This window comes from Amycolatopsis sp. lyj-84 (assembly GCF_046549075.1).
In the GTDB taxonomy this organism is placed as follows: Bacteria; Actinomycetota; Actinomycetes; order Mycobacteriales; family Pseudonocardiaceae; genus Amycolatopsis.
On the sequence record NZ_JAJPWO010000013.1, the window covers coordinates 189,984 to 210,635 of the forward strand.

At 67.0% G+C, this 20,652-nt stretch carries 27 protein-coding genes; 11 read left to right on the forward strand and 16 right to left on the reverse strand.

Features of this window, described 5'->3' with window-relative positions; translation table 11 throughout:
- Positions 1 to 354 precede the first annotated feature (354 nt).
- Positions 355 to 909: a GAF and ANTAR domain-containing protein gene (locus tag ACLJRM_RS33335; protein WP_410665326.1), complete on the reverse strand. Its 555-nt coding sequence runs from the start codon at positions 907 to 909 to the stop codon at positions 355 to 357.
- A 381-nt stretch (positions 910 to 1,290) separates the two neighbouring features.
- Between ACLJRM_RS33335 and ACLJRM_RS33340 the strand changes: the two genes are divergently transcribed.
- The 3 genes from ACLJRM_RS33340 to ACLJRM_RS33350 all read left to right on the forward strand — a co-directional run bounded on the left by ACLJRM_RS33340 (position 1,291) and on the right by ACLJRM_RS33350 (position 3,017).
- Positions 1,291 to 1,467: a hypothetical protein gene (locus ACLJRM_RS33340; protein WP_410665327.1), complete on the forward strand. Its 177-nt coding sequence runs from the start codon at positions 1,291 to 1,293 to the stop codon at positions 1,465 to 1,467.
- Entirely contained in the window at positions 1,464 to 2,147 is a 684-nt protein-coding gene (locus ACLJRM_RS33345) for a MerR family transcriptional regulator (RefSeq protein ID WP_410665328.1), read from the forward strand. The genes ACLJRM_RS33340 and ACLJRM_RS33345 overlap by 4 nt, the downstream gene beginning before the upstream one ends.
- A gap of 147 nt (positions 2,148 to 2,294) precedes the next feature.
- Positions 2,295 to 3,017 carry a GAF and ANTAR domain-containing protein gene (locus ACLJRM_RS33350; protein WP_410665329.1) on the forward strand — a complete coding sequence of 241 codons (723 nt, stop codon included), beginning with the start codon at positions 2,295 to 2,297 and terminating at the stop codon, positions 3,015 to 3,017.
- A gap of 42 nt (positions 3,018 to 3,059) precedes the next feature.
- Here ACLJRM_RS33350 and ACLJRM_RS33355 read toward each other — a convergent pair whose 3' ends face one another.
- Genes ACLJRM_RS33355 through ACLJRM_RS33365 form a run of 3 tightly spaced genes read right to left on the reverse strand, consistent with a single transcriptional unit; the run spans position 3,060 to position 4,523 of the window.
- The gene (locus ACLJRM_RS33355) at positions 3,060 to 3,998 is read right to left on the reverse strand and encodes an anti-sigma factor RsbA family regulatory protein (protein ID WP_410665330.1); all 939 of its coding nucleotides are present in this window, start codon (positions 3,996 to 3,998) and stop codon (positions 3,060 to 3,062) included.
- Positions 3,995 to 4,330, reverse strand: coding sequence for a hypothetical protein (locus ACLJRM_RS33360; RefSeq protein WP_410665331.1), 336 nt, complete (start codon positions 4,328 to 4,330; stop codon positions 3,995 to 3,997). Before ACLJRM_RS33360 ends, ACLJRM_RS33355 begins: the two co-directional genes overlap by 4 nt.
- A 31-nt stretch (positions 4,331 to 4,361) precedes the next feature.
- Complete coding sequence (locus tag ACLJRM_RS33365) at positions 4,362 to 4,523, reverse strand: hypothetical protein (RefSeq protein WP_410665332.1); 162 nt, start codon at positions 4,521 to 4,523, stop codon at positions 4,362 to 4,364.
- Between the two features lie 533 nt (positions 4,524 to 5,056).
- Between ACLJRM_RS33365 and ACLJRM_RS33370 the strand changes: the two genes are divergently transcribed.
- Positions 5,057 to 5,296, forward strand: a complete 240-nt coding sequence (locus ACLJRM_RS33370) for an SDR family NAD(P)-dependent oxidoreductase (protein ID WP_410665333.1) — start codon at positions 5,057 to 5,059, stop codon at positions 5,294 to 5,296.
- 110 nt (positions 5,297 to 5,406) lie between these two features.
- On the opposite strand, the gene ACLJRM_RS33375 is transcribed toward ACLJRM_RS33370, so the two are convergent.
- Entirely contained in the window at positions 5,407 to 5,862 is a 456-nt protein-coding gene (locus tag ACLJRM_RS33375) for an STAS domain-containing protein (protein WP_410665334.1), read from the reverse strand.
- A 158-nt stretch (positions 5,863 to 6,020) separates the two neighbouring features.
- On the reverse strand, positions 6,021 to 6,995 hold the full coding sequence (locus tag ACLJRM_RS33380) for a MerR family transcriptional regulator (protein ID WP_410665335.1): 975 nt from the start codon (positions 6,993 to 6,995) through the stop codon (positions 6,021 to 6,023).
- A 139-nt stretch (positions 6,996 to 7,134) separates the two neighbouring features.
- Here ACLJRM_RS33380 and ACLJRM_RS33385 point away from each other — a divergent pair, with 139 nt between their 5' ends.
- The 4 genes from ACLJRM_RS33385 (at position 7,135) to ACLJRM_RS33400 (ending at position 10,280) form a co-directional block, all read left to right on the forward strand.
- Entirely contained in the window at positions 7,135 to 7,833 is a 699-nt protein-coding gene (locus ACLJRM_RS33385) for a GAF and ANTAR domain-containing protein (protein WP_410665336.1), read from the forward strand.
- 178 nt (positions 7,834 to 8,011) lie between these two features.
- Positions 8,012 to 9,073: a fatty acid desaturase family protein gene (locus ACLJRM_RS33390; protein ID WP_410665337.1), complete on the forward strand. Its 1,062-nt coding sequence runs from the start codon at positions 8,012 to 8,014 to the stop codon at positions 9,071 to 9,073.
- A 25-nt stretch (positions 9,074 to 9,098) separates the two neighbouring features.
- Complete coding sequence (locus ACLJRM_RS33395; protein WP_410665338.1) at positions 9,099 to 10,145, forward strand: esterase/lipase family protein; 1,047 nt, start codon at positions 9,099 to 9,101, stop codon at positions 10,143 to 10,145.
- 27 nt (positions 10,146 to 10,172) lie between these two features.
- Positions 10,173 to 10,280, forward strand: coding sequence for a DUF6480 family protein (locus ACLJRM_RS33400; RefSeq protein ID WP_410665339.1), 108 nt, complete (start codon positions 10,173 to 10,175; stop codon positions 10,278 to 10,280).
- Positions 10,281 to 10,400: 120 nt separating this feature from the next.
- On the opposite strand, the gene ACLJRM_RS33405 is transcribed toward ACLJRM_RS33400, so the two are convergent.
- The 7 genes from ACLJRM_RS33405 to ACLJRM_RS33435 all read right to left on the reverse strand — a co-directional run bounded on the left by ACLJRM_RS33405 (position 10,401) and on the right by ACLJRM_RS33435 (position 15,017).
- Positions 10,401 to 10,592: a hypothetical protein gene (locus ACLJRM_RS33405; protein ID WP_410665340.1), complete on the reverse strand. Its 192-nt coding sequence runs from the start codon at positions 10,590 to 10,592 to the stop codon at positions 10,401 to 10,403.
- Complete coding sequence (locus ACLJRM_RS33410) at positions 10,589 to 10,831, reverse strand: hypothetical protein (RefSeq protein ID WP_410665341.1); 243 nt, start codon at positions 10,829 to 10,831, stop codon at positions 10,589 to 10,591. Before ACLJRM_RS33410 ends, ACLJRM_RS33405 begins: the two co-directional genes overlap by 4 nt.
- A complete protein-coding gene (locus ACLJRM_RS33415; protein WP_410665342.1) occupies positions 10,828 to 11,163 on the reverse strand; it encodes a sigma factor in 336 nt (111 codons plus the stop codon). The genes ACLJRM_RS33410 and ACLJRM_RS33415 overlap by 4 nt, the downstream gene beginning before the upstream one ends.
- A 105-nt stretch (positions 11,164 to 11,268) precedes the next feature.
- Positions 11,269 to 12,414 (reverse strand): geranylgeranyl reductase family protein, encoded by a 1,146-nt coding sequence (locus ACLJRM_RS33420; protein ID WP_410665343.1) that lies wholly within the window; start codon positions 12,412 to 12,414, stop codon positions 11,269 to 11,271.
- Positions 12,414 to 13,451 carry an NAD(P)/FAD-dependent oxidoreductase gene (locus tag ACLJRM_RS33425; RefSeq protein ID WP_410665344.1) on the reverse strand — a complete coding sequence of 346 codons (1,038 nt, stop codon included), beginning with the start codon at positions 13,449 to 13,451 and terminating at the stop codon, positions 12,414 to 12,416. The genes ACLJRM_RS33420 and ACLJRM_RS33425 overlap by 1 nt, the downstream gene beginning before the upstream one ends.
- The gene (locus tag ACLJRM_RS33430) at positions 13,444 to 13,965 is read right to left on the reverse strand and encodes an isoprenylcysteine carboxyl methyltransferase family protein (protein WP_410665345.1); all 522 of its coding nucleotides are present in this window, start codon (positions 13,963 to 13,965) and stop codon (positions 13,444 to 13,446) included. Before ACLJRM_RS33430 ends, ACLJRM_RS33425 begins: the two co-directional genes overlap by 8 nt.
- Entirely contained in the window at positions 13,959 to 15,017 is a 1,059-nt protein-coding gene (locus ACLJRM_RS33435) for a type III polyketide synthase (RefSeq protein ID WP_410665346.1), read from the reverse strand. Before ACLJRM_RS33435 ends, ACLJRM_RS33430 begins: the two co-directional genes overlap by 7 nt.
- A gap of 36 nt (positions 15,018 to 15,053) precedes the next feature.
- Between ACLJRM_RS33435 and ACLJRM_RS33440 the strand changes: the two genes are divergently transcribed.
- Both ACLJRM_RS33440 and ACLJRM_RS33445 read left to right on the forward strand, forming a co-directional pair.
- On the forward strand, positions 15,054 to 15,935 hold the full coding sequence (locus ACLJRM_RS33440; protein ID WP_410665347.1) for a UbiA family prenyltransferase: 882 nt from the start codon (positions 15,054 to 15,056) through the stop codon (positions 15,933 to 15,935).
- Positions 15,936 to 16,026: 91 nt separating this feature from the next.
- The gene (locus tag ACLJRM_RS33445; RefSeq protein WP_410665348.1) at positions 16,027 to 16,233 is read left to right on the forward strand and encodes a hypothetical protein; all 207 of its coding nucleotides are present in this window, start codon (positions 16,027 to 16,029) and stop codon (positions 16,231 to 16,233) included.
- On the opposite strand, the gene ACLJRM_RS33450 is transcribed toward ACLJRM_RS33445, so the two are convergent.
- From ACLJRM_RS33450 to ACLJRM_RS33460, 3 genes are read right to left on the reverse strand one after another with little or no spacing between them, the layout of a single operon-like run.
- Positions 16,217 to 17,515, reverse strand: coding sequence for a glycosyltransferase family 2 protein (locus ACLJRM_RS33450; RefSeq protein ID WP_410665349.1), 1,299 nt, complete (start codon positions 17,513 to 17,515; stop codon positions 16,217 to 16,219). The two genes, ACLJRM_RS33445 and ACLJRM_RS33450, sit on opposite strands and share 17 nt — an antisense overlap.
- On the reverse strand, positions 17,509 to 18,510 hold the full coding sequence (locus ACLJRM_RS33455; protein WP_410665350.1) for a hypothetical protein: 1,002 nt from the start codon (positions 18,508 to 18,510) through the stop codon (positions 17,509 to 17,511). The genes ACLJRM_RS33450 and ACLJRM_RS33455 overlap by 7 nt, the downstream gene beginning before the upstream one ends.
- A complete protein-coding gene (locus ACLJRM_RS33460) occupies positions 18,507 to 19,544 on the reverse strand; it encodes a glycosyltransferase (protein WP_410599755.1) in 1,038 nt (345 codons plus the stop codon). Before ACLJRM_RS33460 ends, ACLJRM_RS33455 begins: the two co-directional genes overlap by 4 nt.
- Before the next feature lie 228 nt (positions 19,545 to 19,772).
- Between ACLJRM_RS33460 and ACLJRM_RS33465 the strand changes: the two genes are divergently transcribed.
- Complete coding sequence (locus ACLJRM_RS33465) at positions 19,773 to 20,603, forward strand: WcbI family polysaccharide biosynthesis putative acetyltransferase (protein WP_410665404.1); 831 nt, start codon at positions 19,773 to 19,775, stop codon at positions 20,601 to 20,603.
- Positions 20,604 to 20,652 lie beyond the last annotated feature (49 nt).

Consider the following 20,652-nt stretch of genomic DNA (forward strand, 5'->3'; position numbering starts at 1 on the left):
ACTTTCCGGCATAGTGAGAAGTTCCGCGCAGAAAGGCTACTTTTCCACGCTTTCCGTCGACTACGGGCGTGTCAAGCGATGATTTTGTCCTCGCTAGTGTCAACGCCGGATCGGGAGCGAGGCACCAGCTCTGCGAGCAGACAATAACCCCTGCCGTTCAGGGCCGTTGTTCGGTCGCGGCGAATGTCGCGAGCCTCGATTTCGCGTGTCACTGGCGAGCACGCGGACGTGCCTGATCTCCGGCGGCGGCAACCAGCCGGCTGCTGCTTAACCGGCCGGTCACCTGTTGTGCTCATACCCAGCTGTGGTGGTGGCTACGCGTCACGTCCGCGGTGGCCGCCGCCGCAACGAGTTCTACAGCTCCTGATAGTGCTCGACGAGCCAGAAGGCGACCTGGTGCAATTTCATGTTGGTGGTCTGAGAGGTTTCGACCAGGAGCTGGAAGGCTTGGAGGGGGTTGAGACCGTGACGGAGCATGAGGATGCCTTTGGCCATGCCGATGATGTCGCGGCTCTCCATGGCGGCGTGGAGGCGGGCTTCGTTCTGGGCGCCGATCAGGGCGATGGCGGCGTGAGCGGCGAACACGCTGCCGTCCTCGACGGTCTGGTCGCTGAAGGCGTCGACCTTGGGGGAGTAGAGGTTCAGCGACCCGAGTGTGGTGTTGATGATGAACAGCCGGTAGGCCAGCATCGACCGGATCCCGGTGGCCGCGGCGTCGAGAGTGAACGCGGGCCAGCGGTTTTCGGCGGTGAGGTCACCGGTGCGGAACACCCGATGTTCGGCGATCGTCCGCACCGGCACCGGCGCCATCAAGCTCGGGCCGACCCTGTCCGGTCTGCAACTGCGCACCGGCAGCGGCTCCGTCGAAGCGTCGTCGGTGAGCGGTTCGGCCACGGTCGCGACCGGCACCGGCGACGTCTGGCTCGGCGAGTGTCGCCTCGACGTCGGTTTCGGCCTGCAGTGTTCGGGCGATCGCGCCGAGGACAGCACTCAGGCTGTCCTCGGGAACTCTGACATCATCGCTCACCAGCGATTCCTTCCTGTTGACGACGAGAGGCCCGGCATTCGCATGCTCGGCTGTCGTGTTCGACATCGCAGCCGCCTGCCGTTAACGGAGGGTAGCGCCCGCTCTTTCTCGTAGTCGAGGCTGGCAACCTCTGCGTCGTTTGTCATCGCTTCACCGGGGACCACGAAGACATAGACCTCAATCACCACGCACAGGAAGCCGGAGACAACGACTCCGAGGGTCGGCACCAGCCCGAACGGCTCCCCACCTTCAGCCGAGACGACATGGACACCTGGCGCGGCCGCGCGGCTACTCGGGATGCCGCCCTCGACCCTGCGCAGCTGGCATCGCCGCTACGGCTCCCGGTCACCGGGGGAGGTCACGGCCGGCATCGCCGTTACAGCAAGGCCGAACTCACCGTCCTCGCGCGGATGCGGCAACTCGTCACCAAAGAGGCATGAGCGTCGCCTCCGCCGCCCAGCAGGTAGGCACCTCCGGCACGCCCGACGCCGACTCGGCAGAACTGGTGGCCGCCGCGTTACGCCTGGACGCCGACACCCTCGTCGCCGTCCTCGAGGCGTATATCGCCCGCGTTGGGGTCGCCGCCACCTGGACCAGTGGTGCCGGCCGCCCCTGGTCGCGCCCGGCGAACTCCGCGAGCGAGCACGTCAAACGCTGCGTCGATGTGGTTCATCTGCTGTCCTCGGCGATCACCATCGCACTGCACCGGATTCGTTCGCCCAGTCCCGCAACACCCTGTAGACCACCGGTTCTGTTGGCCTGCATGCCCGGCGAACGCCACACCCTTCCCCTGGAAGCCCTGCGCGCGGCGCTGGGTGATCGGCACATACCCGTTCACTGCTTTGGCGCCAACCTGCCGATCAGCGCATTGCTCCACGCGCTGCACCGGACCATCCAGCCCGCCGCCGCGCTCATTTTGTGGAGCCACCGGCCGATCGCCCTTCCCGCGGCCATCCGCAAAGCCTGCGCAGTCCGCGGGATCGAACTCTTCGTGCCGGGACCCGGCTGGATCACGCCCTATCCGGGTGTGATCAGTCTGACCAGCATCACTCACGCGCTCTCCATCTTTACCAATTTCGGACTCGGTCCGAATTCAGGTGAAGTGCGCGAATATCCGTGATCGGCGGACGAGAGGAGGCGTCCCCCGCTCGAACCGGCCTGACGGTGTCCTGTGACAACCCTGGGCCCGAGTAACAAGTCGACTTTGAGGTGCTTGTTCTTCTCCGCGGTGGCTACGCTGGTCTCAAGCGACCAGAGTGAGGTGGCTGTGTCACACCTTGACAACCTCGCGGGTGAGGGGCTGGGTGCGGTGCTCGGCGACATCGCGCGCACGCTGCAGGCCGAACCCGACGTCGACACGACTCTCGCGGCGATCGTCAAGACCGCCGTCGACCATGTCACCGGTGCCGAGCACGCCGGTATCTCCCTGGTCGAGCGGCGTCGCCGAATCCGGACGGTGGCGCCCACGGATCCGGTGGTGGTCACCATCGACGAGGTGCAGTATCGGGCCGGGCAGGGCCCGTGCCTGGACGCGATCGCCGAACACCAGGTCTACCGCACCGGCGACCTCACCAATGAGGGCCGGTGGCCCGCTTTCACTCCTGCGGCCGTCGAGACCGGGATACGGTCGATGCTGTCGTACCGGTTGTTCATCAGTGAGACGACCCTTGGTGCGCTCAATCTCTACGCGACCCGGGTGGACGCGTTCAGCGATCAGACCGAGCAGGATGGCAGGGTGTTCGCCTCCCACGCCGCTGTCGCGCTGGCCGGAGCCCAAACCGAAGCCCGGCTGCACTTGGCGCTCGAACGGCACGACGTCATCGGAATGGCCAAAGGTATTTTGATGACCCGGCATGACCTCGACCCCGTGCAAGCGTTCCGGCTGCTCGTCGAGGCCACTCAAGTCACCCGGCTGAAGCTGCACCAGGTCGCCACGTGGCTCGTCGAGCATCGCCACGACCTGCAACCACCGCCCTCGCCGTCAGACTGAGAGCGTGTTTTATGACACGCTCTGTAGTCGAAACCGCTCCGCTCACAGCTGGAAATGAACGCGCATGGTTGTGCCGTGGACACCGGTATGGACGAGGACGAGGTCGGCCATGTGATTGACCAGCAGCAGGCCTCGGTTGCGCAGTTGGCCGGGTGTGGCGGGGCGCCGGCCGGCCAGGGGGTCGGTCAGGGTGCCGCGGTCGTGGACTTCGCAGACGAGATGCTGGTCGGTCGTCCAGATCCGTAGCGTGCCCGACCCGCCGCCGTGGTCGACGCTGTTGGTGATCAGTTCGGTGACGACAAGTTCTAGGTCGTCCGTCTGGCCGTCCGAGAGCTCCGCCCGGTCGGCCTGGGCACGCGCGAGTGCGCGGGCCTGGGCGAGGTTGGTGGCGTCGACGGAGAGTGCGGTGGCGTCCGCGGGTTCGGTCAGTCGCCGGTTGTAGTCGGCGATGACACGCTCGGGGTCGTAGGCCGTGCTTGCTCGCTGGCCGGTGTCGTCGATGAGGAGCGGATGGGTCGCTTCGGCGTCGGCCAGCGCCGCCGCCGGGAGGTTCTGCGTGTCGTAGGGGCAGAGGATCGTGACATCGCATCCGGCGAAGGCGAGGTTGATCAGCGCTTCGTGCTGGACGCAGGCGGGGTACTCCTGATCGGTGCGTCCCGGCCAGATGGGCTCGCCGATGATGCGGACGCGCCGCCCGGTATGGGCGTCGGCGAACGCGCGCAGCACACCAGGGATGATCCGGCCGGGGTTCCGCCCGGCGACGCCCATGTCCAGCAGGTGCACTCGTTCGGCATGGGGGCCCAGTTCGGCACTCAGCAGGGCGAGGTTCTCCCCGGGTACGGCCACGGCGACGGGTTCGTCTGCGGCGAGCCCGGACATGACGAAGGGGACCGTGCCCGCCAGGTATTCCCCGGATCCCCGATAGAACAGGGCGGGATGCACGAACGGTTCGGCACCAGGTGCCTCGGCGAGGACGCTCATGACGTTGCCTGCTCGTCGATGAGGATCTTCGCCGTCTCGGGCGTGCACAGCAGGGGCAGCATCCTGACCAGGATTTTCGGTAGCCGGGTGAGAGTGAGAGATGCCGGGTGGGAACGGCGTCGGGCCGTGTCGAGCAAGAGGGTCGTGCCGTGGGTGTCGATGAACGCCAGGCGGGCCAGGTCCAGCTTGCCGGGTACGGCGTCGACGGCCACCGGCTTCAGCGCGGTGCGCCAAATGTCCCAAGTGTACGGGGCCACCTCTCCGATCACCCGCAGTCCTCTCTGGCCGGGTAGCCGGACCACATGCAACTGGCTGGTGTGCGAGGAACTCACAGACGCAAGCCTAGGCCCCGCCCGCCCCCCGTCACGCCAGATATAGCGCGACCACGCCGCCACTGCCCACTCCGATGCTCAGCCCGATCTTCAACGCCTCCTGTCGCGCTTTTACGAGGTCGGCCCCGTTCAGCCCGGTGGTCGCCGGCCACCACAACACCACCACCGCGCCCGCGGTCAGCACCACGATCACGACCGCGGTCCATCACATCGTCTTCGGCGACAATTTCCGCAACGGCACCACCCGCACTGACACGCCGGGCGGAGGGGCAGGAACCCCGAGGGAAGACGAGGGCGGTGTGGTGTCGTCGGTCATGAACATCAGTGTCGCTCGACCCGACCACGGTGTTGCAAATTGCCTCCGAACTACATGGCCGCGGCCACCGGCAGCGGCGACATCCGAGTCATGGACGAGCTGCTCAAGGAGCCGTACTGGCCTGCCTCATTAACTTACCTCGGTGCGTGGAAATACTTCCCGACCAGCGTCAACGGGGACCCCGCGGCGGTAGGGTACGTTCGTCGGCCCGGCACCCGGATCTACCCGCCACAGGCTCTCGACGTGCTGCGGGTCGAGGATGAAGGTCGCCGAGATCATCACTCTCGAACCGCATCTGTTCACCGCATTCGGTCTGCCGCTGATGATCTCCTGAGGCCCGATAGGTTTCGGTCACCTTCTGCGTCTCAACGGTCGAGCACCACGAACGACCTACGCGGATGGGGCGCCCCATGAGCCTCGAGAACAAGAACGCGCTCATCTACGGCGCCGGTGGATCGATCGGCGGCGGTGTCGCCACGGAGTTCGCCGCGCGCGGCGCCCGCGTCTTCCTCACCGGACGCCACGAGCCTGCGCTGTCGAAGCTCGCCGAAGAGATCCGAGCAGCCGGAGGACAGGCTGACGTCACGGTCGTCGACGCCCTCGACGAAATCGCGGAGCTGGCCCAGATCATGCGGGTGCGGATGGTGTAGCCGCAAGTGTTCCTGGCGTTGGCCAGCGAGCGCCACTTGCCATCGCGAAGGTGGTCGGTTTGGTACAGGTAGACGTAGTTCGGGGCAGTACTGACGCTGGCCGGTGACGTTTAGGAGTGTCCACCATGGGCTGGCGGGAGCGGTGTGCCCGGCAGCTCCCTGATCGCGTTCGCCAGGCGGAGGTAGAGCGGGACGCGTGTTTCCACGGAGAAGAGGTGCAGGACGCGCTGGACCACGTGCGTGCCGGCGACGACGCCGAACCGGCGGCGCTCGGCACGCGCCCGACCGGCGGTCGACTCGATCACCCACAGGCCGGCGGCGCCGAGGAAATTCACGCCGGTGAGGTCGAGCACCGTGGTCGCCGGAAGGTCCTGCCACAGCTCTTTTCCGAGCTGCCCTGCGGTGGCGAGATCGATTTCCCCCGCCGCGGTGACGATCACGACGCCTGGATTTCGGTGGGTTCTCGACACTTGGAGCTGTTGCCCGCTCGGCGGTGTGATCGCGGAAGAGTTCGCGACGCTGGAGGTGTCTTGGGGGCGGCATGCGGCCGCGGACAGGTCGTGCATGGCTATGTCTCCCGGGGGCGGGGGACGAAACGGGCAACGGGTGAACCGCACGGTTCGCGCACTGGTGAACTCGCCGCCGCATCGCCCAAAAAGTAGTGGGCTGCGGGTTTCGCGTCGTTCACGCGAGCTGGCGGTCTCAATCTCACGCAAACTTCAGGCTACGCCGGATCGGTGGCGAGCGATAGGGAAATCGCCCTTCGTCCGATGCCCCCGCATCGGTTGTGCGTCGTTTCCAGCTGATCTGTTCCGTGCCTCAAGGCGCAGGCCCTCAAGGCCGAGGCGGCTTCGTCGAGGCTGTTCACCAGGGGAAGGCCGCTCGGGGCGGGCGAGGTCCAGCCGGGTCCGGCGAGGAACAGGCTTGTTCCGCGTGCCTGGCAGGCCCGCGCGATCGAGAAGGGCGTCGCGCCGGGACGCTGGGACCACAGCACCAGTGCGTCAGCGGGCTCGGCGGTGCGTTTGAGGGCCCGCGAGATTGCGGTGGCGGGAAGACCGGTGCCGAGCAGGCGGGCCGGGATCGCGTTCTCGGCGAGGACGGCGCGCAGCGCCTCGAGCGGCAAGGTGTGATGCTCCCCGGGCACGCAGGCCAACAACACGGTGGGGTTCCCGAGTTCGGAGGCGGAACCACGCACGCTCTGCAACGCGGCAGAGATCGCCCACGCCAGAAGGTGAAGCACATCGATGCACTCGCCGACGTGCTCTCTGCCACTGTCCAAGCGACCGCCGAACACGGCCAGCGCGGGACGGCACCAGCGCTCCCATGTGCCGCTCACGCCATCCTTGGCTATCCGGGCGTCGAGAATGGTCAGCAGGAGGTCGGCGTCCAGGTCCAGTGCCGCGGTGACCAAAGCGTCGACCGCGGGGGAGGTGCCCGTCATGGGGAAGGCCAGGCGGGCCGCGGCGGGGACGCCGACACCGTCGGCGATCAACTCCTGCATGTGCGTCAGCGCGGCGAGGTCGTGCTCGCTGTAACGGCGGTGCGGCCCGGAGCCGCCGGTGGCGGCGGGGACGCCATAGCGGCGATGCCAGCTGCGGAGGGTCGAGGGTGCGATACCGAGTTGTCTGGCCACCGCTCCCGGCGTCCATACCGCGTCGTGTGCGGTGGTGGTGTCCCGAGTCGCGCCAAGGCCGTCCATCACATCAGTGTCCCTTGTCCCATCCGTGGTACCGAGGTCAAACGATGACAAAACGATGCGGGCACTCTAGTTTCGAGATGTCCGCCCGGAGAAATTATCCGATGAGCCGGGAACGGGCACATCGCACAGGGAGCTGACCATGGCCGAATCCGAGCACCGGGCCGATGATGACCTGGGGCGGATCCTCATGGTGATCGCGCGAGCGTTGCAGGCCGCACCGGATGTCGACTCGACTCTGGAGGCGATCGTCAAGTCGGCTGTGGAGCATGTCGATGGTGCCGAACACGCAGGGATCTCACTGGTCGAACCGCGTCAGCGGATCCGCACGGTGGCACCCACTGCGGAGGTGGTCGTCACGATCGACCACATGCAGTACCGCACTGGTCAGGGCCCCTGCGTCGATGCCATCAGCGAGCACCGGATCTACCGCACAGGTGATCTTGCCGTCGAGCGCCGCTGGCCCGAGTTCGCGCCTGCCGCGGCGGCCACCGGTATGCGTTCGATGCTGGCTTACCGGCTGTTCGACACCAGCACGACGCTGGGCTCGCTGAACCTCTATTCCCACGATCTCGACGCGTTCAGCGACCAGACCGAACGTGACGGTCAGCTGTTCGCCACGCACGCGGCGATCGCGCTCGCCGGAGCGCAGACCGAAGCGCGGCTGCACGCCGCACTGGAACACCGGGACGTCATCGGCATGGCGAAAGGCATCCTCATGCAGCGCCACGGTGTCGACGCGATTCACGCTTTCCGCATGCTCGTCGAGTCCTCGCAGGCCAGCAACGTGAAACTTCACCGGGTCGCCTCCTGGCTCATCGAGCATCACAGCGAACTCTGAGCCCGGCGTCGGGGAAGTCCGTCTCCGATCACGACTTTTCCGAGGTCGATGCCGGTTGAAAGAGTATTCGAGGGGGTAAACGAACACGGTGGTGGTCGGTTGAGCAACCAGCCGGCCGCCACCGTTCATCTGCACGGTCGCCCCAGCCCCGGCACCGCAAAGTCCGGGAAGGGCGCCCATGGTCACCTCATCAGCGATACCGTCGATTCGCGACAGCCACGCACGCGATACTTTCCGCGATCTCGCCGGCCTGATCCGGCACGAAGGCTTATTGGACCGCAGATATGGCTACTACGCGGCCAAGATCAGTCTCACCCTGCTCACTCTGGCCGGCGGGTGTGTCACGTTCGTAGCGCTGGGAGATTCGTGGTGGCAGCTCGCCACCGCGGTGTTCTTCGCGGCGCTGTTCGCTCAGATCGCGTTCCTCGGCCACGACGCGGGACACAATCAAATCTTCCGCACCGGACGGGCCAACGACCGGATCGGCACTGCCTTCGGCGCGATCGTCGGCATGAGTTACGGCTGGTGGATGGGCAAGCACACCCGGCATCACGCGAACCCCAACCACGAAGACGACGATCCTGACCTCGACATCCCGCTGCTCGCCTTCACCCGTGCGCAACTGGGCGACAAAAGCGGTTTCGTCCGCTGGACCACCCGGCATCAGGCGGGGCTGTTCTTTCCGCTCCTGACGCTGGAGGGAATCAGCCTGCATTGGGCGGGAATCCAAGCGGTGTGGCGTGGCGAGGTCAAACACCGCAGGGTGGAGGCGGCGCTCATGGCCGCGCACGTCACCGTTTATCTGGGTGCGGTCTTCCTGGTGATGTCGCCGCCTGTGGCACTCGCGTTCATCGCCGTGCACCAGGGTCTCTGGGGTGTCTACATGGGATGTTCGTTCGCTCCGGGGCACAAGGGCATGCCCACCTACACTGATAAGACCAAACTCGACTTCCTCCGCAAGCAAGTCCTCACCAGCCGCAACGTCCGCGGCGGACCGTGGGTCGATTTCGCCCTCGGCGGCCTGAACTACCAGATCGAGCACCACCTGTTCCCGAGCATGCCGCGCGGCAACCTGCGTCGCGCGCAGCCCTTGGTCCGCGATTTCTGCGCTAGGCACGGGATCGACTACGCCCAATGTGGACTGTTCGGTACCTATCGCCATGTCCTGCGGCATCTGCGCGACGTCAGCGCGCCGCTTCGCTCTACGAAGACGAACTCCGGCGCGGAGCCCGGCATCTGACAGCGGCCGAGGAAGAAGCACGGTGATGAAGAAGGTGCTCTCGATAGCGAGAGAGATCGTGAACGTCGTTGCCACGCTGGCGCCGGATACCTCCCGGTTGCCCATCGTGTTCACGCGGGATTACTGGACCGGTTCGATTCTGGAATCGGCCACCGGGCACCACCTTGCCGGCGTCGCCGACGGCATGTTCGGCACGCGGGTGCCGGCGGGTCGCCGCGGGATGACCGTCCGCGTCGAGCGGCGACCGATCGGCCTCGACCGGCGTTCTGTCAGAGCGGCCTTCCCGGAGGCAAGCGGTCGCATGGTGGTGCTCCTGCACGGATTGGTGGAGACCGAACTGTGCTGGTTCCGCGGATCTCCGCCGCAGGGTGATTTCGGGGCCAGGCTGTCAGGTGATCTCGGTAGCACTCCGGTGTATGTGCGGTACAACTCCGGGCGTCACGTCTCGGAGAACGGCGACGACCTCGTGGCACTGCTCTCTGGGCTGATTGCCGCATGGCCGGTACCCGTCACCGACATCGCTCTGGTCGGACACTCGATGGGCGGTCTCGTGGCACGGAGTGCCCTGTATCAGGCGCAAGAGAAGAACGTCTCGTGGCTTTCCACCGTGACGCGGCTGGTTTGTCTGGGCACACCGCACAGCGGCGCGCCGTTGGAACGGCGCGTCGCTCAGCTCGCGGCACTGTCTGGCAAGACTTCGATGACGTCCCCGCTGACCAAACTGTTCGCTCTGCGCAGCGACGGTATTCAAGACCTCGCGCACGGCTATCTGCATCACCGGCAATGGGCCACCTCCACCCAGCCTTCGGTGGAGGCTGAACCCCTTCCTGTCACCGGAATCCGCCGATTGTATGTATCCGCGACGCTGTCACGCCAGGAAGGAAGTACCTGGGGTCGTTTGCTCGGCGATCTGCTCGTCAGGCCCGTCGTGGCCGGGGAACTGACCGAGGAAGCCGAGATCGTCTGGCTCGGCGGGCTCAATCACTTCGCCCTGCTCCACCACGACCTCGTATACGAAACAATCCTTGACTGGCTCTGTGTCGACGAATCCGTTCAGAACGTCACTTGGTAGCGACGAAACCGCCATCGAAGGAGACTCATGACAACTCCCGGACCAGAACCACAAGACGTTCCCGACCTGGAGCCGGGCGGCTCCGTCCAACCCGGGGAAACTCCGCCGGATGCCGGGCAGACGTCCGGCTTGTAGCATTCGCAACCGATTCCGTCGCGGATCCCCGCGATCATCACGATCGTCGTCATCGGAGTCGTCGTTCTGGGCGTGGCCGGCTTCTTCCTCGTGCGTGCACTCGATCTGCTCTGATCATCGCTACCGCGGCGGCACCGTGAGCGTGAGACGGCCGCGAGGGCCGCGCAACAGTACCCGGCCGTCGGCGGCACTTTCGACGTCGTAACCCCTGTCCGAGTACAAGTCCAGGACCTTCCCCGCTTCGTTGGAGACCAGGGTGAGTGGCGTCAGCGGGGACCGCTGCCCGGGAGCGACGTGGATCTGCCAGCTCATGAGGCTTCCCGCGTGAGACGAGCATGGATGCCCGAAGTGGATTCCGTCGTCAGCGAGAGCAGTACCTCGGCGGTGAGAGTGCGTACGCGGTTCGCCATTGCGGAGGCTTCGCTCTGGGTGAACAGTCCGTGGCTGGTGGCATGGTGGATGGCGGTCAGCGCACGACGGCTGAACAGCAGCACCGCGTCGGTCGAGCGGAAGGAACAGGTCTCCGGCGTTACCGGCGCTAAGTCGGTCATCGTACGTCCTCCCGCGGTCGAGACTCGGCTCGCGATGTTGGTGTTGGTGCATTGTCACGAGGTCGACGATTTCGGACCTGCTCGAGCGCGTATCGGCAGGCCATGGTCATCATCAACGTGATCGGGTCGCCGGGGTCGTAGCCGGGCGCTGTGCGCCACAGCTCTGGATACACCTCGCGGGCGACGTCTTCGGCCGATCCCGCGTCGCCCAGGATGCTGTGGACCAGCCTGAACACGTCCTGCGAGGTGCGGTCGTACAGTTCGGCGAACGTGGCGGTGTCACCTTGCCCCGCTCGCTGCACGAGTGCCGGATTGCCGGTGTCGGTCACCATGACGGCTCCCAAGTGGAGGGACAGACTCACACCGCCGGGACTGGGGCAGTCCTTGTGATCAGGAGTTACCCCGGCGGTCGGCCGGTAAACACATCTTGACGCCTGTCAGCGCATTTTTTGCCGTCGGAGCGCTGCCGCGGTGATCATCGCTTTGGCCAAGGGGCTGTCGAGTGTGCCCGCTCCGAGGCCGATTTCGACGAGGCTGTCGAAGGCGTGCCGGTTGTCGCGAGCTGCCGCGGTGGCAATGTCGACCAGCCATGACCGGCGGGTGCACCGGGCGAGCAGATCGGTGTGCCGGAAGTGCCTGCCGAGGCGGTGTCGCAAGGCTCGGCGATACGCGTGCGCAGGCTCGGGTCTCGTGGCGGCGGTGCCTGCCAAAGCGCCTGAGAGGACCGCGTAGTAGATGCCCTCCCCGGTCAGCGGGTTGATCAGTGACGCGGCATCACCCGCCAGCAGAACCCGGCCGTGCGCGACGCGGGGCCGGCCGGGGGACAGGGGAAGGCGGTGCCCGCGCAACGCCAGTGGAGGGAGGTCCGGCAGCAGCGTGTGCAGCCGCGCGGTCAGCTCGGCCCGGGACGGTGGTGTGGCACGGATGAGTTCCCCGTAGCCGACATTCGCGGTGCCGTCACCGATCGGGAACACCCAGGCATAGGCGGGCCAGTGCGCGGCGGCCATGACGAGTCGCTGCTCGCCGGCGGGCCACGGCTCCGAACCGGTGTAACCGCGCAAAGCGATCGCGACGGTGCCTGCCTGTGCGTGGCCGGCACCGCACTGGCGTCGCACGACGGATTCCGCGCCGTCCGCGCCGATGACCGTCCGGGCGCGGATCGTGCCGTCGATGAGGACCTGGTCGTCGTTCTGGACGAGTGCGCGGACACGGTGGCGCCGCAGGACCACGCCCGCGTCCAGGGCGGCGTGCACGAGCCTCGCGTCGAAGAGCGCGCGGGGAATGACAGCCGCCGGTCGCCGGAAGTCCCGTTTCGCCTGGACACCTTCCGGTGACGTGAGGTGTAGCGCGGTGACCGGTTCGGTGTCCGCCGAAAGCCCGGCGACGGCGATACCGAGTCCGGCGAGAACGTCCATCGCGTGTGGTGCGACACCGTCGCCGCAGACCTTGTCGCGGGGGAAGCCGGCGGTGTCCAGCATCAGTACGCGTGCGGCGGGGGCGGCCCGCAAGGCCGCGATCGCCGCCGACGACCCTGCCGGACCGGCGCCGACGATCACGAGGTCCCAGTCCTCCGCGGCGTTCATCAGTGCGCGAGCTGGTCGACGGCGGCGGCGAACAGCCGCGGTGCCCGGGCGGCGATCGGAACGATCCGCGGCGAGAGCGCCGGTCGTCCGCGTGCCCAGAGCAGGGTTTCGGTCAACCACCGTGACCGCCGCGAGGTCCGTTTCCAGGCACGGTCGTAGTCGGCGGGACGATCCGCGCGCAGGCAGCGGACGAGTTCGGCCGCGGTGGCCAGTGCCACCGCGAGACCTTCGCCGGTGAGGGCGTCGACGTACCCGGCCGCGTCCCCGACGAGCAGGACGCGCCCCGCGACCCGGCCCGACGCCCGTTGCCGGAGCGGACCCGCGCCCCGGACCGACGACACCGGTTCCGCCCCGGCCAGTCGTGCCGCGAGGTGGGGGAACGCGGTGAGGTGGTCGGTGAACCCGCCGCGGACCGAGGACAGGATCGCGACGCCGATGGTGTCCGTTCCGACCGGTGTCACGTAGGCCTCGGACCGCGCCGCCCAGGTCACCTCGACCGCGTCGGTGTAGGGGGCGAGGGCGTAGTGGCGGCGCAGCCCCCAGCGAGGGGTGTCCACCGAATTCGTGGTGCCGAGACCGGCGAGAGCCCGGAGCGGGGAGTGCAGACCGTCGGCCGCGACCAGATAGCGCGACCGCAGTCCGCCCGCCCGCACGTGGTCGTCGTACTGCGTCACGTCGGTGACCGCCGTCGGCAGGATCGGTACGCCGTGCCGGTCCACTGCGGTGCGCAAGGCTTGGTGCAGCGCGGTGCGCCGCACGCCTCTTCCGGGCCCCGCACGGAACGAGGCGTGCACGAAAGTGCCCGGGCCCTGGCGGTAGGTGATGCCGTCGATCGGGTGCCCCGGCGGATCTATTCCGAGCGCGGTCAAAGCTCGCACGGCGCCCGGCATCAGTCCTTCCCCGCACGCCTTGTCGATCACCCCGGCGCGTTTCTCGCACACCACCACGTCCAGGCCGACCCGCGCGCACCCGAGTGCGACAGCCAGTCCGGCGGGACCGCCGCCGGCGATGACCACGTCGTGCAGACGCTCAGGCATGTGCTGACTTCAGCGCTTGGTTCTCGGCGCGGATCCGGACCGTCAGCAGTCCGGCGTTGAGCACGGTGAACACCGCGGCCGTGATCCACGCGTCGTGCACGAGCGGCAGGGCGAAGCCCTCCACGACGACGGCGACGTAGTTGGGATGCGGGAACAGGCGGTACGGACCACCGGTGACGCGGGAAAGGCCGGGGACCACCACGATGCGGGTGTTCCATTGACGGCCGAGGACACGGATGCACCACCATCGCAGCGCTTGCGACGCGATCACCAGGGCCAGCATCGGCCAGCCCACCACGGCGGTGAACGGACGGTCGGCGAGCCACACTTCGAGCAGGCAACCGGCCAGGAGCCCGGTGTGCAGCACCACCATGAAGGGGTAGTGCCCGAACCCGGTTTCGCGGCCGCCTCGGGCCAGGCTCCACGCCAGATTGCGTTTCGCGACCACCAGTTCGGCCAGCCGTTCCGCCGAGACCAAGCCGACCAGGACCGTGTACCAGATCTGACTCACCATCGCAGCAACACCAACTCCGCGCAGAAACCCGGGCCCATCGCCATCACCACACCCCAGTCGCCTTCGGATGCGGGCCGGTCGGCGAGCGTGTCGGCGAACACGTGCAGCACCGAGGCCGACGACAGGTTCCCGATCCGGTCCAGGGAGCGCCAGGTCATCGCCAGGTCGTCCTCGTCCAGCCCCAGTTCGGTCTGGATCGCTTCGATCACCTTCGGGCCGCCGGGGTGACAGATCCAGCGGGCGATGTCACCGGTCTTGAGTCCGTGCGGGGCCAGCAACCGCTCGACATCACCCGCCAGGTACTCGTGCACCAGATCCGGGACCTCCGCGCCCAGCACGATCTTCAAACCCGTGCTGCCGATGTCCCAGCCCATCGCGCGTTCGGTGTCCTGGTACAGGTGACTGACCGAATCCACTACCCGGGGCCCCGCCGCGGCGGTCGAGTGACCCTCGCCCACCGCGATCACCGCGGCGGCTCCGTCACCGAAAAGTCCGGACGCGATCATGTTGGCGGCGCTGGCGTCCTTGCGCTGGACGGTGAGTGAGCACAGCTCGATCGACACCAGCATCGCCACCGAATTCGGCCAGCCATGCAGAAAGTCGTGCAGCCGCGCGATGCCCGCGGCGCCGGCGAGGCAGCCGAGACCGACGAGAGGCAGACGTTTGACGTCCGGGCGCATCCCGATCCGTGAGGCGATACGCGCCTCCAAGGAAGGGACCGCGAATCCGGTCACCGTCGTGGACATCACAAGGTCCACATCGGACGGTGTGAGTCCCGCGTCGGCGAGGGCGGCGAGCGCGGCTTCACAGCCGAGATCGACCGCGGCCGACAGGAACGCGTCGTTCGCCGCCGTGAAATCGTCGATCGCTTCGTAGCGTTCGATGGGTAACGCCAGGTGACGGGTGGCGACCCGCGCACTGGCGTGGAACCGGTTCGCCACCGCTCGCGCGGCCTTGTCCGGCAGGCACAGCCGCCCGAACAATTCGGTCAGTTGTGCCTGCGGATAACGGTGTCGCGGAAGTACACCGTGGACCGCTGAAATTGTCGTCACCTCTTTCACGGTACGACCTCCGCCTACACTTGGCAGATGACCGGCTTCCCGACCACACCCGATGGCGCGCCCGGCCGGACGGCGACATCGCCGCGACGGCGAGGAATGCTGCTGGGTCTCGCCGGTGCGTGCCACCCCGTTCCGGGACTGGCGGTGACAGCGGTGGCCGTCCTGCTGGCCGCCGGAACCGGACTCGGCGTGGGCGAGGTGGTCCTGCTCGGTGCCGCGGTGCTGACCGGGCAGTTGTCGATCGGCTGGTCCAACGACTGGATCGACGCGGCCCGCGATCGCGCCGTCGGCCGCACCGACAAACCGGTCGCCGCGGGGACGGTCCCGGTGGTGGTGATCGCGGTCGCCGCGTCGACCGCCCTGGCGGCGACGATCGTCTTGTCCGCGCTGCTCGGATTGTTCGCGGCGGCGGCCCTGCTGATCGGTGTCGCGGCCGGATGGGCGTACAACCTCGGCCTCAAATCCACGATCTGGTCCGGCGCGACGTATCTGCTCGCCTTCGGAGCCCTGCCCATCGCACCGTACGCCGCGCTACCCGGACAACCGTGGCCTCCGTGGTGGATACCGGTCGCCGGAGCACTGCTCGGGCTCGGCGCGCATTTCGCGAATGTACTTCCCGACCTGCGAACGGACGCGGAAACCGGAGTTCGTGGACTTCCGCACCGGCTCGGGGCCACCGCCGGGGTCATCGTGATGGCCGCCGCGTTGGCCGCCGCGTCGGTCATCCTGGGCGTCGCCCCGGCGACCACGTCATCGACGTTCGCGCTGACCGTGTCGGCCGCCGGGATCGCGCTGGCCGCCGCGACCGCGCTGTCGGCCGTCCGCGCACCACGAAGTCCCGTGGCGTTCCGGCTGACGATCGTGATCGCGATCCTCGACGTCGTGCTGCTGATCACGACAACGACTTGAGCCGAGGTTCGCCGCGCCCCACGTGGAGCGTCCGGGAAGGCGGAAATCGAGGTCCTCGTTTCGACCCGAACGGCCGGGGTATGCCAAGTGAGTGACGGTTCGGATGCGCATAGACCAGGAAGAGCTTTCGGAGAATGCCGGCGACGAGCCCGGAATTCTCGACCGCCGGCTCAAAGGAGACAGACAGCGGTTCCAGGATCTCGCCAAGATCCTGGACGGCACCGAGTTCACGACGCTGGGAATCTGCAGGCGAACAACCCCGACGCCGAGAGCGCTTCGGTTCAGTGCCAACGACTGAAGAACCCGTCCAAAGTGCGTGTCCGGTCGTTTTCCGCCTCGACGAGAAGGCGATCGGTTCCGAACGCGCGCTCCAGTATCTCGCCCCGGGTGAATCGGGGCGACCACCGCCGCGCGCGTCCGATGGCTCGAGTGGACCATGCGACACCGGCGAGTTGTTCTTCCCGGATCAGTTCGACCTGTCCGTTGTCGGACACGGTCAGCGCTTCGACCACCCGCCGGACGGCAGATCGGGGCAGTGGTTCGTAGACGTCCACGAGCACCCGTGCCCGTCTGAGCTGATCTTCCGTCCACGGCGCGGATTGGACGACGCCTTCGTAGATCTCCGTCAGGCGGTCGTCCTGCGGCCACAGCCGAACTCGCAGGTCGCGATGGGTCTGTCGCAGCAGTGAGTGCACGGTGCGCACCACGTCACTGAATTTCCCCGCGGAGCGCACCGTGATCAGGGCATCGGAGATGAGTCCGTTCAGCGGGGCTCCGCGAGTGGAAGGCTCAGGGATCACACTGGCCAGCCGTGCGCTTTGGCGGTCGAGGATTTCGCTGTCCTCGTCCCGGCCTGCCCAATCCGGCCCGTCGTGCCACGCGACGGCCTCGTGTTCGTGCACGAAGACCGCGCCCGCGTTCCAAGCGCGGTACGCGAGATCCCAGTCTTCGCCGCCGTAACCCACGAACCGCTCGTCGAAGCCGCCGATATCGAGGAACAGTTCCCGGCGGCAGGCCAGAACCGCTCCGATCATGAACCGGAAGCTACGGCCGTCAGAGTGTAGAAGATTCGCGGTGTCGGCATAAGCGTCCTTCAGCCAGCGGGGTTCATCGAGTGCGTCCGCGGCCCCGGGTTGTTCGTCGTCTCGAAGTCCCGCGAACGAGGTGTGCCGTCGGTGTCCTGTGGCGAGCACGTCGGGACAGCGGGAAATGTGGCGGACCATCTTTTCGAGGTAGCCGTGTTCGGGGACGGTGTCGGCGTCCAGGAAGACCAGCACCTCACCGGTGCTGTTCCGCGCGGCGAGATTCCGGATCGCCGCGGCGCGGAAACCTTCGTCGGGTTGACTCACCACGAGGGTTTCGACGTCTTGGACCTTGAAGTCCGGTTCGGTCGCTGAGCCGTCGTCGGCAAGGATCACCTGGGTGGGGCGCAGTGTCTGGCGCCGAAGCGCCAAAGCCATTCTAGGAAGGAGATGGTGCTGCTCGAAGTGCGTCACGATGACGGTGACGGTCGGCGTGGAGCGTGGATAGGGCGCCAGCAAGTCCCAGCGATTGCGGGGGACCAGGATGTCGGTCAGCATGGCGCCACCGCCGAGTGACGACCGGCCTCGGCGAGCACTTTTCGATACAGCGACACATGCTCAGCACCGGTATCGGTCCACTGCGGACGGGAACTCGACCGCGTCGTCTCGGGCTCGTCCAGCGCTCGGACGACATGCTCGGCCAGCTCGCGTTTCGATCCGCCCAAGAGCACGGTCCCTGGGTGCCGTCGAGCTATTTCCCTGGTGTAGTGGCCTGACCAGGTCACCGGTCGTCGACGGCACGACAACCAGGAAAGCAGGGATCCGCTAGCGCTGACAGTGCGGTTGAGCACCACCGGTACCCGTGCCGAACAGGCCAGATCGGTGAATTCCGCGTCGCTCAGGTGGCCGGTGAGCAGGAACGGGACGCGGCGCCGAGCGGCGTGCCGTCGAACCCGGTCGAGCAAGTCGGCGTGACCGGCGCTCACGGATCCTGCGGCCACGACGAGAGGCGGCCCGCTCGCCCGGTTACGGCCTACGGCGGCGGCGAGATCGATGGCCTCGAGGTGCCCCTTGCCCGGGTAAAGGTAGCCAAGCAGTACGAGCGACGGTACCGGCTCGATGAGCGGGTGATCGTGGACGGAGAACGGTTCAGGAGGCAGGGGAAGGTCGATCCGGTAGATGGGTTTCCCGGTCAACGCGGCGGCCTTGCGGGCCTCGTGCGAGGCGGAGACGACCACCGCGTCACACGCCTCCAGCACGTCCGCGTAACCCCGGCAGCGGGCCTGGTCGCGACGGCTCCGGCCGAACGGGTCCGGTACGTCGTGCACGGTGACCACCAACGGGCGGTGTACGCCTGCCATCCACTTTCGGAAATTGACCGCGGCCTTCTCGATCGTGTCTCCGAAGAGCGCGTCGGTGAAGTGGGCGTGCGTCAGATCCGGCTCGTCCTCCGTGCTGACCGCTCCGTGGATCGTGCAAAGCCCGGCGACCGACCGCGCGTGGCGGACCACACCGTGTCCCGGTGGACCCGGCGCGTAGGTCTGGAACCTCATCTTCCGTTCACCACCGCGCGGTAGACGTCGAAATGCGCGCGGGCGATGGCGATTCGGCCGGTCTCGCGCAGTCCCGGGTCGGCACGCCACCGCGGCCGCTCGGTGTAAGCCTGCCGGACCGCGGCGTCGAGGCTGAGCGGGTCCAGAGAGGTCTCGGTGCGCGAGTAAAGCAGACAGGGAGCCTGTTCCCGGTAGAAACCGAAATCCGGAGCCAGCACGGTGGTCCCCAAGTCGTAACAGGCCTCGAGCCACCCCGAGTGCGTGCCGAAGCGATGAGGCAGCACTGAGACGTCGAGGCTCTCGAGATAGTCGAACAGTTCGGCGTCGGAGAACGGCGGCCGTACCTGGACCGCCACACCGCGCCGTCGAAGCTCGTCGGCGGCTCGCAAACCGTGGGCGTCGTCGTGAGCGAGCACGGACAGTTCGGCACCGGGTAACGACGAGACGGTCTCGGCGAGTTGCTCGGCGATGGCGATCGCGTCGCAGTTGGCCCGCATGCTTTTCGCGTGTACACCGATGACGAAGGGGTTTTCGCCGCCGCGCCCGGCCACGCGACGCATCCGTTCCGGATCGACGACGTGCGGATGCGGGATGACTTCGACAGGGCGTCCCCATATCGCGGTGATCCGGTCGGCCGCGCCCCGGGACAAGGTGATCACGGCGTCCGCCGACGGAACCAGGACGTCCAGAGCCGCACGATGCGGTGCGGGATCGGCCTGATGGGGATTGCGCAGGTCGTGCACGGTCAGGACGAGGGGTTTCCCTCGAGCACGCAGGGTGCCCACCAGTTCTCGCAACTCGTCCGGAGTGCGGTGCTCGTAACCGAAATGCAGATGAAGCAGGTCGAATCGCCGATGCCGTGCTCGCAACCAAGACGGCTCCAGCATCCGATGTGGCCACCATTGACCGGACGGTGCGCCGGGCACGGGCGGATCGGGCAGGACACGGAAGTCTTGCGCCGTGGTCCTGTCGGAGGTGTGCCGGACATAAGAATGCCCGGCCGGGACAGAGGCCACGGCGAGGGGAGTTCGCACCTGCGGAAGATAGCCGGATTCATCGTGCTCAAACATCGAGGCGGGAATGTTCTCCGGTAGCCACTCCGGGCCTTTTCAAACATCAGGGACCGGTGATTTCCGTGGCAGAGTGTTTCGCTAGGCGGAGATAGGCCCTTCGGCGATGATGAGGTCATGGATCACGGCCGGTTCGCGCACTATCGGGCCTTCTACGACGGCCCCGCGTCGAAGGCGCCGATCGCTCTCGTGATGGGGAACTGCCAAGCCGAGTCGGTACGCGTCATGTTGGCGACGTCGAAATCGTTTCCGTGCACCTTGGTGCGGGTACCACCGGTACACGAACTCGTTTCGAACGACATGGACCATCTAGACGCGATGCTGAAAAGAACGGAAATCTTGCTTACTCAGTCGGTACGGTCGGACTATCGCGGTCTTCCGGTGGGCACGGCCCAGCTGGCGGAACGGCTTCCGTCGTCGGCGAGGACGGTGCGATGGCCGGTCGTCCGTTATGGAGGGCTGCATCCCTTCACGGCGATCGTTCGGCATCCCGACAATCGGTCGGTGGTACCTCCTGTCGTGCCGTACCACGATCTGCGGCTGATCTCCCGGCTCGCGGGCCGTCCGTCGGATGTCCACACCGGACCGTCCGCCGACAAGGTGGTCGCCGTGGCCGAGATGTCGAAGGCCGAGATGTGTCGCCGGGAGCGTGCCACGGCCGATGTGGCCGTTTCGGACCTGCTCGTGCGCGCGGGGGCCGACGCGATGCGCACACCGAACCATCCCGGGAACAGCGTCCTGCTCGGTTTGGCGCGCCGATTGCAAAGGGCCCTGGACCTGCCCGGCGACGCCACCGATCCGGGACGTCCGCTACTGAACGACATTCACGCTCCGCTCAGCGAACGAGTGATCACAGCGCTGGGCTTGAAAGCCGCGATTCGCTCGACCTGGTCGATGGCGGGAGAACCGGTCGAGGAGCATTTCCTGTGGAAGGAGCACACGCGGTGGTACGAGCGACACCCACAGTGGGTAGAAGCGGGCATTTCACGACACCGCGACCAGATGGCCTTGCTCGGCCTGTGACCGTCGAAAGCCGCTTTAGTGCGCGACGAGGGCAGACGGCGGGCCGCGA

Excerpts from the sequence above, each read along its gene's own strand:
- ACLJRM_RS33415 (WP_410665342.1), bottom strand. The coding sequence starts at position 11,163 with ATGGTGACCGACACCGGCAATCCGGCACTCGTGCAGCGAGCGGGGCAA.
- ACLJRM_RS33395 (WP_410665338.1), top strand. The coding sequence starts at position 9,099 with ATGAAGAAGGTGCTCTCGATAGCGAGAGAGATCGTGAACGTCGTTGCC.
- ACLJRM_RS33385 (WP_410665336.1), top strand. The coding sequence starts at position 7,135 with ATGGCCGAATCCGAGCACCGGGCCGATGATGACCTGGGGCGGATCCTC.
- ACLJRM_RS33440 (WP_410665347.1), top strand. The coding sequence starts at position 15,054 with ATGACCGGCTTCCCGACCACACCCGATGGCGCGCCCGGCCGGACGGCG.
- ACLJRM_RS33400 (WP_410665339.1), top strand. The coding sequence starts at position 10,173 with ATGACAACTCCCGGACCAGAACCACAAGACGTTCCCGACCTGGAGCCG.
- ACLJRM_RS33455 (WP_410665350.1), bottom strand. The coding sequence starts at position 18,510 with ATGAGGTTCCAGACCTACGCGCCGGGTCCACCGGGACACGGTGTGGTC.
- ACLJRM_RS33410 (WP_410665341.1), bottom strand. The coding sequence starts at position 10,831 with ATGACCGACTTAGCGCCGGTAACGCCGGAGACCTGTTCCTTCCGCTCG.
- ACLJRM_RS33370 (WP_410665333.1), top strand. The coding sequence starts at position 5,057 with ATGAGCCTCGAGAACAAGAACGCGCTCATCTACGGCGCCGGTGGATCG.
- ACLJRM_RS33340 (WP_410665327.1), top strand. The coding sequence starts at position 1,291 with ATGGACACCTGGCGCGGCCGCGCGGCTACTCGGGATGCCGCCCTCGAC.
- ACLJRM_RS33420 (WP_410665343.1), bottom strand. The coding sequence starts at position 12,414 with ATGAACGCCGCGGAGGACTGGGACCTCGTGATCGTCGGCGCCGGTCCG.
- ACLJRM_RS33450 (WP_410665349.1), bottom strand. The coding sequence starts at position 17,515 with ATGCTGACCGACATCCTGGTCCCCCGCAATCGCTGGGACTTGCTGGCG.
- ACLJRM_RS33345 (WP_410665328.1), top strand. The coding sequence starts at position 1,464 with ATGAGCGTCGCCTCCGCCGCCCAGCAGGTAGGCACCTCCGGCACGCCC.
- ACLJRM_RS33375 (WP_410665334.1), bottom strand. The coding sequence starts at position 5,862 with ATGCACGACCTGTCCGCGGCCGCATGCCGCCCCCAAGACACCTCCAGC.
- ACLJRM_RS33430 (WP_410665345.1), bottom strand. The coding sequence starts at position 13,965 with ATGGTGAGTCAGATCTGGTACACGGTCCTGGTCGGCTTGGTCTCGGCG.
- ACLJRM_RS33465 (WP_410665404.1), top strand. The coding sequence starts at position 19,773 with ATGGGGAACTGCCAAGCCGAGTCGGTACGCGTCATGTTGGCGACGTCG.
- ACLJRM_RS33390 (WP_410665337.1), top strand. The coding sequence starts at position 8,012 with ATGGTCACCTCATCAGCGATACCGTCGATTCGCGACAGCCACGCACGC.
- ACLJRM_RS33380 (WP_410665335.1), bottom strand. The coding sequence starts at position 6,995 with ATGGACGGCCTTGGCGCGACTCGGGACACCACCACCGCACACGACGCG.
- ACLJRM_RS33405 (WP_410665340.1), bottom strand. The coding sequence starts at position 10,592 with ATGAGCTGGCAGATCCACGTCGCTCCCGGGCAGCGGTCCCCGCTGACG.
- ACLJRM_RS33355 (WP_410665330.1), bottom strand. The coding sequence starts at position 3,998 with ATGAGCGTCCTCGCCGAGGCACCTGGTGCCGAACCGTTCGTGCATCCC.
- ACLJRM_RS33425 (WP_410665344.1), bottom strand. The coding sequence starts at position 13,451 with ATGCCTGAGCGTCTGCACGACGTGGTCATCGCCGGCGGCGGTCCCGCC.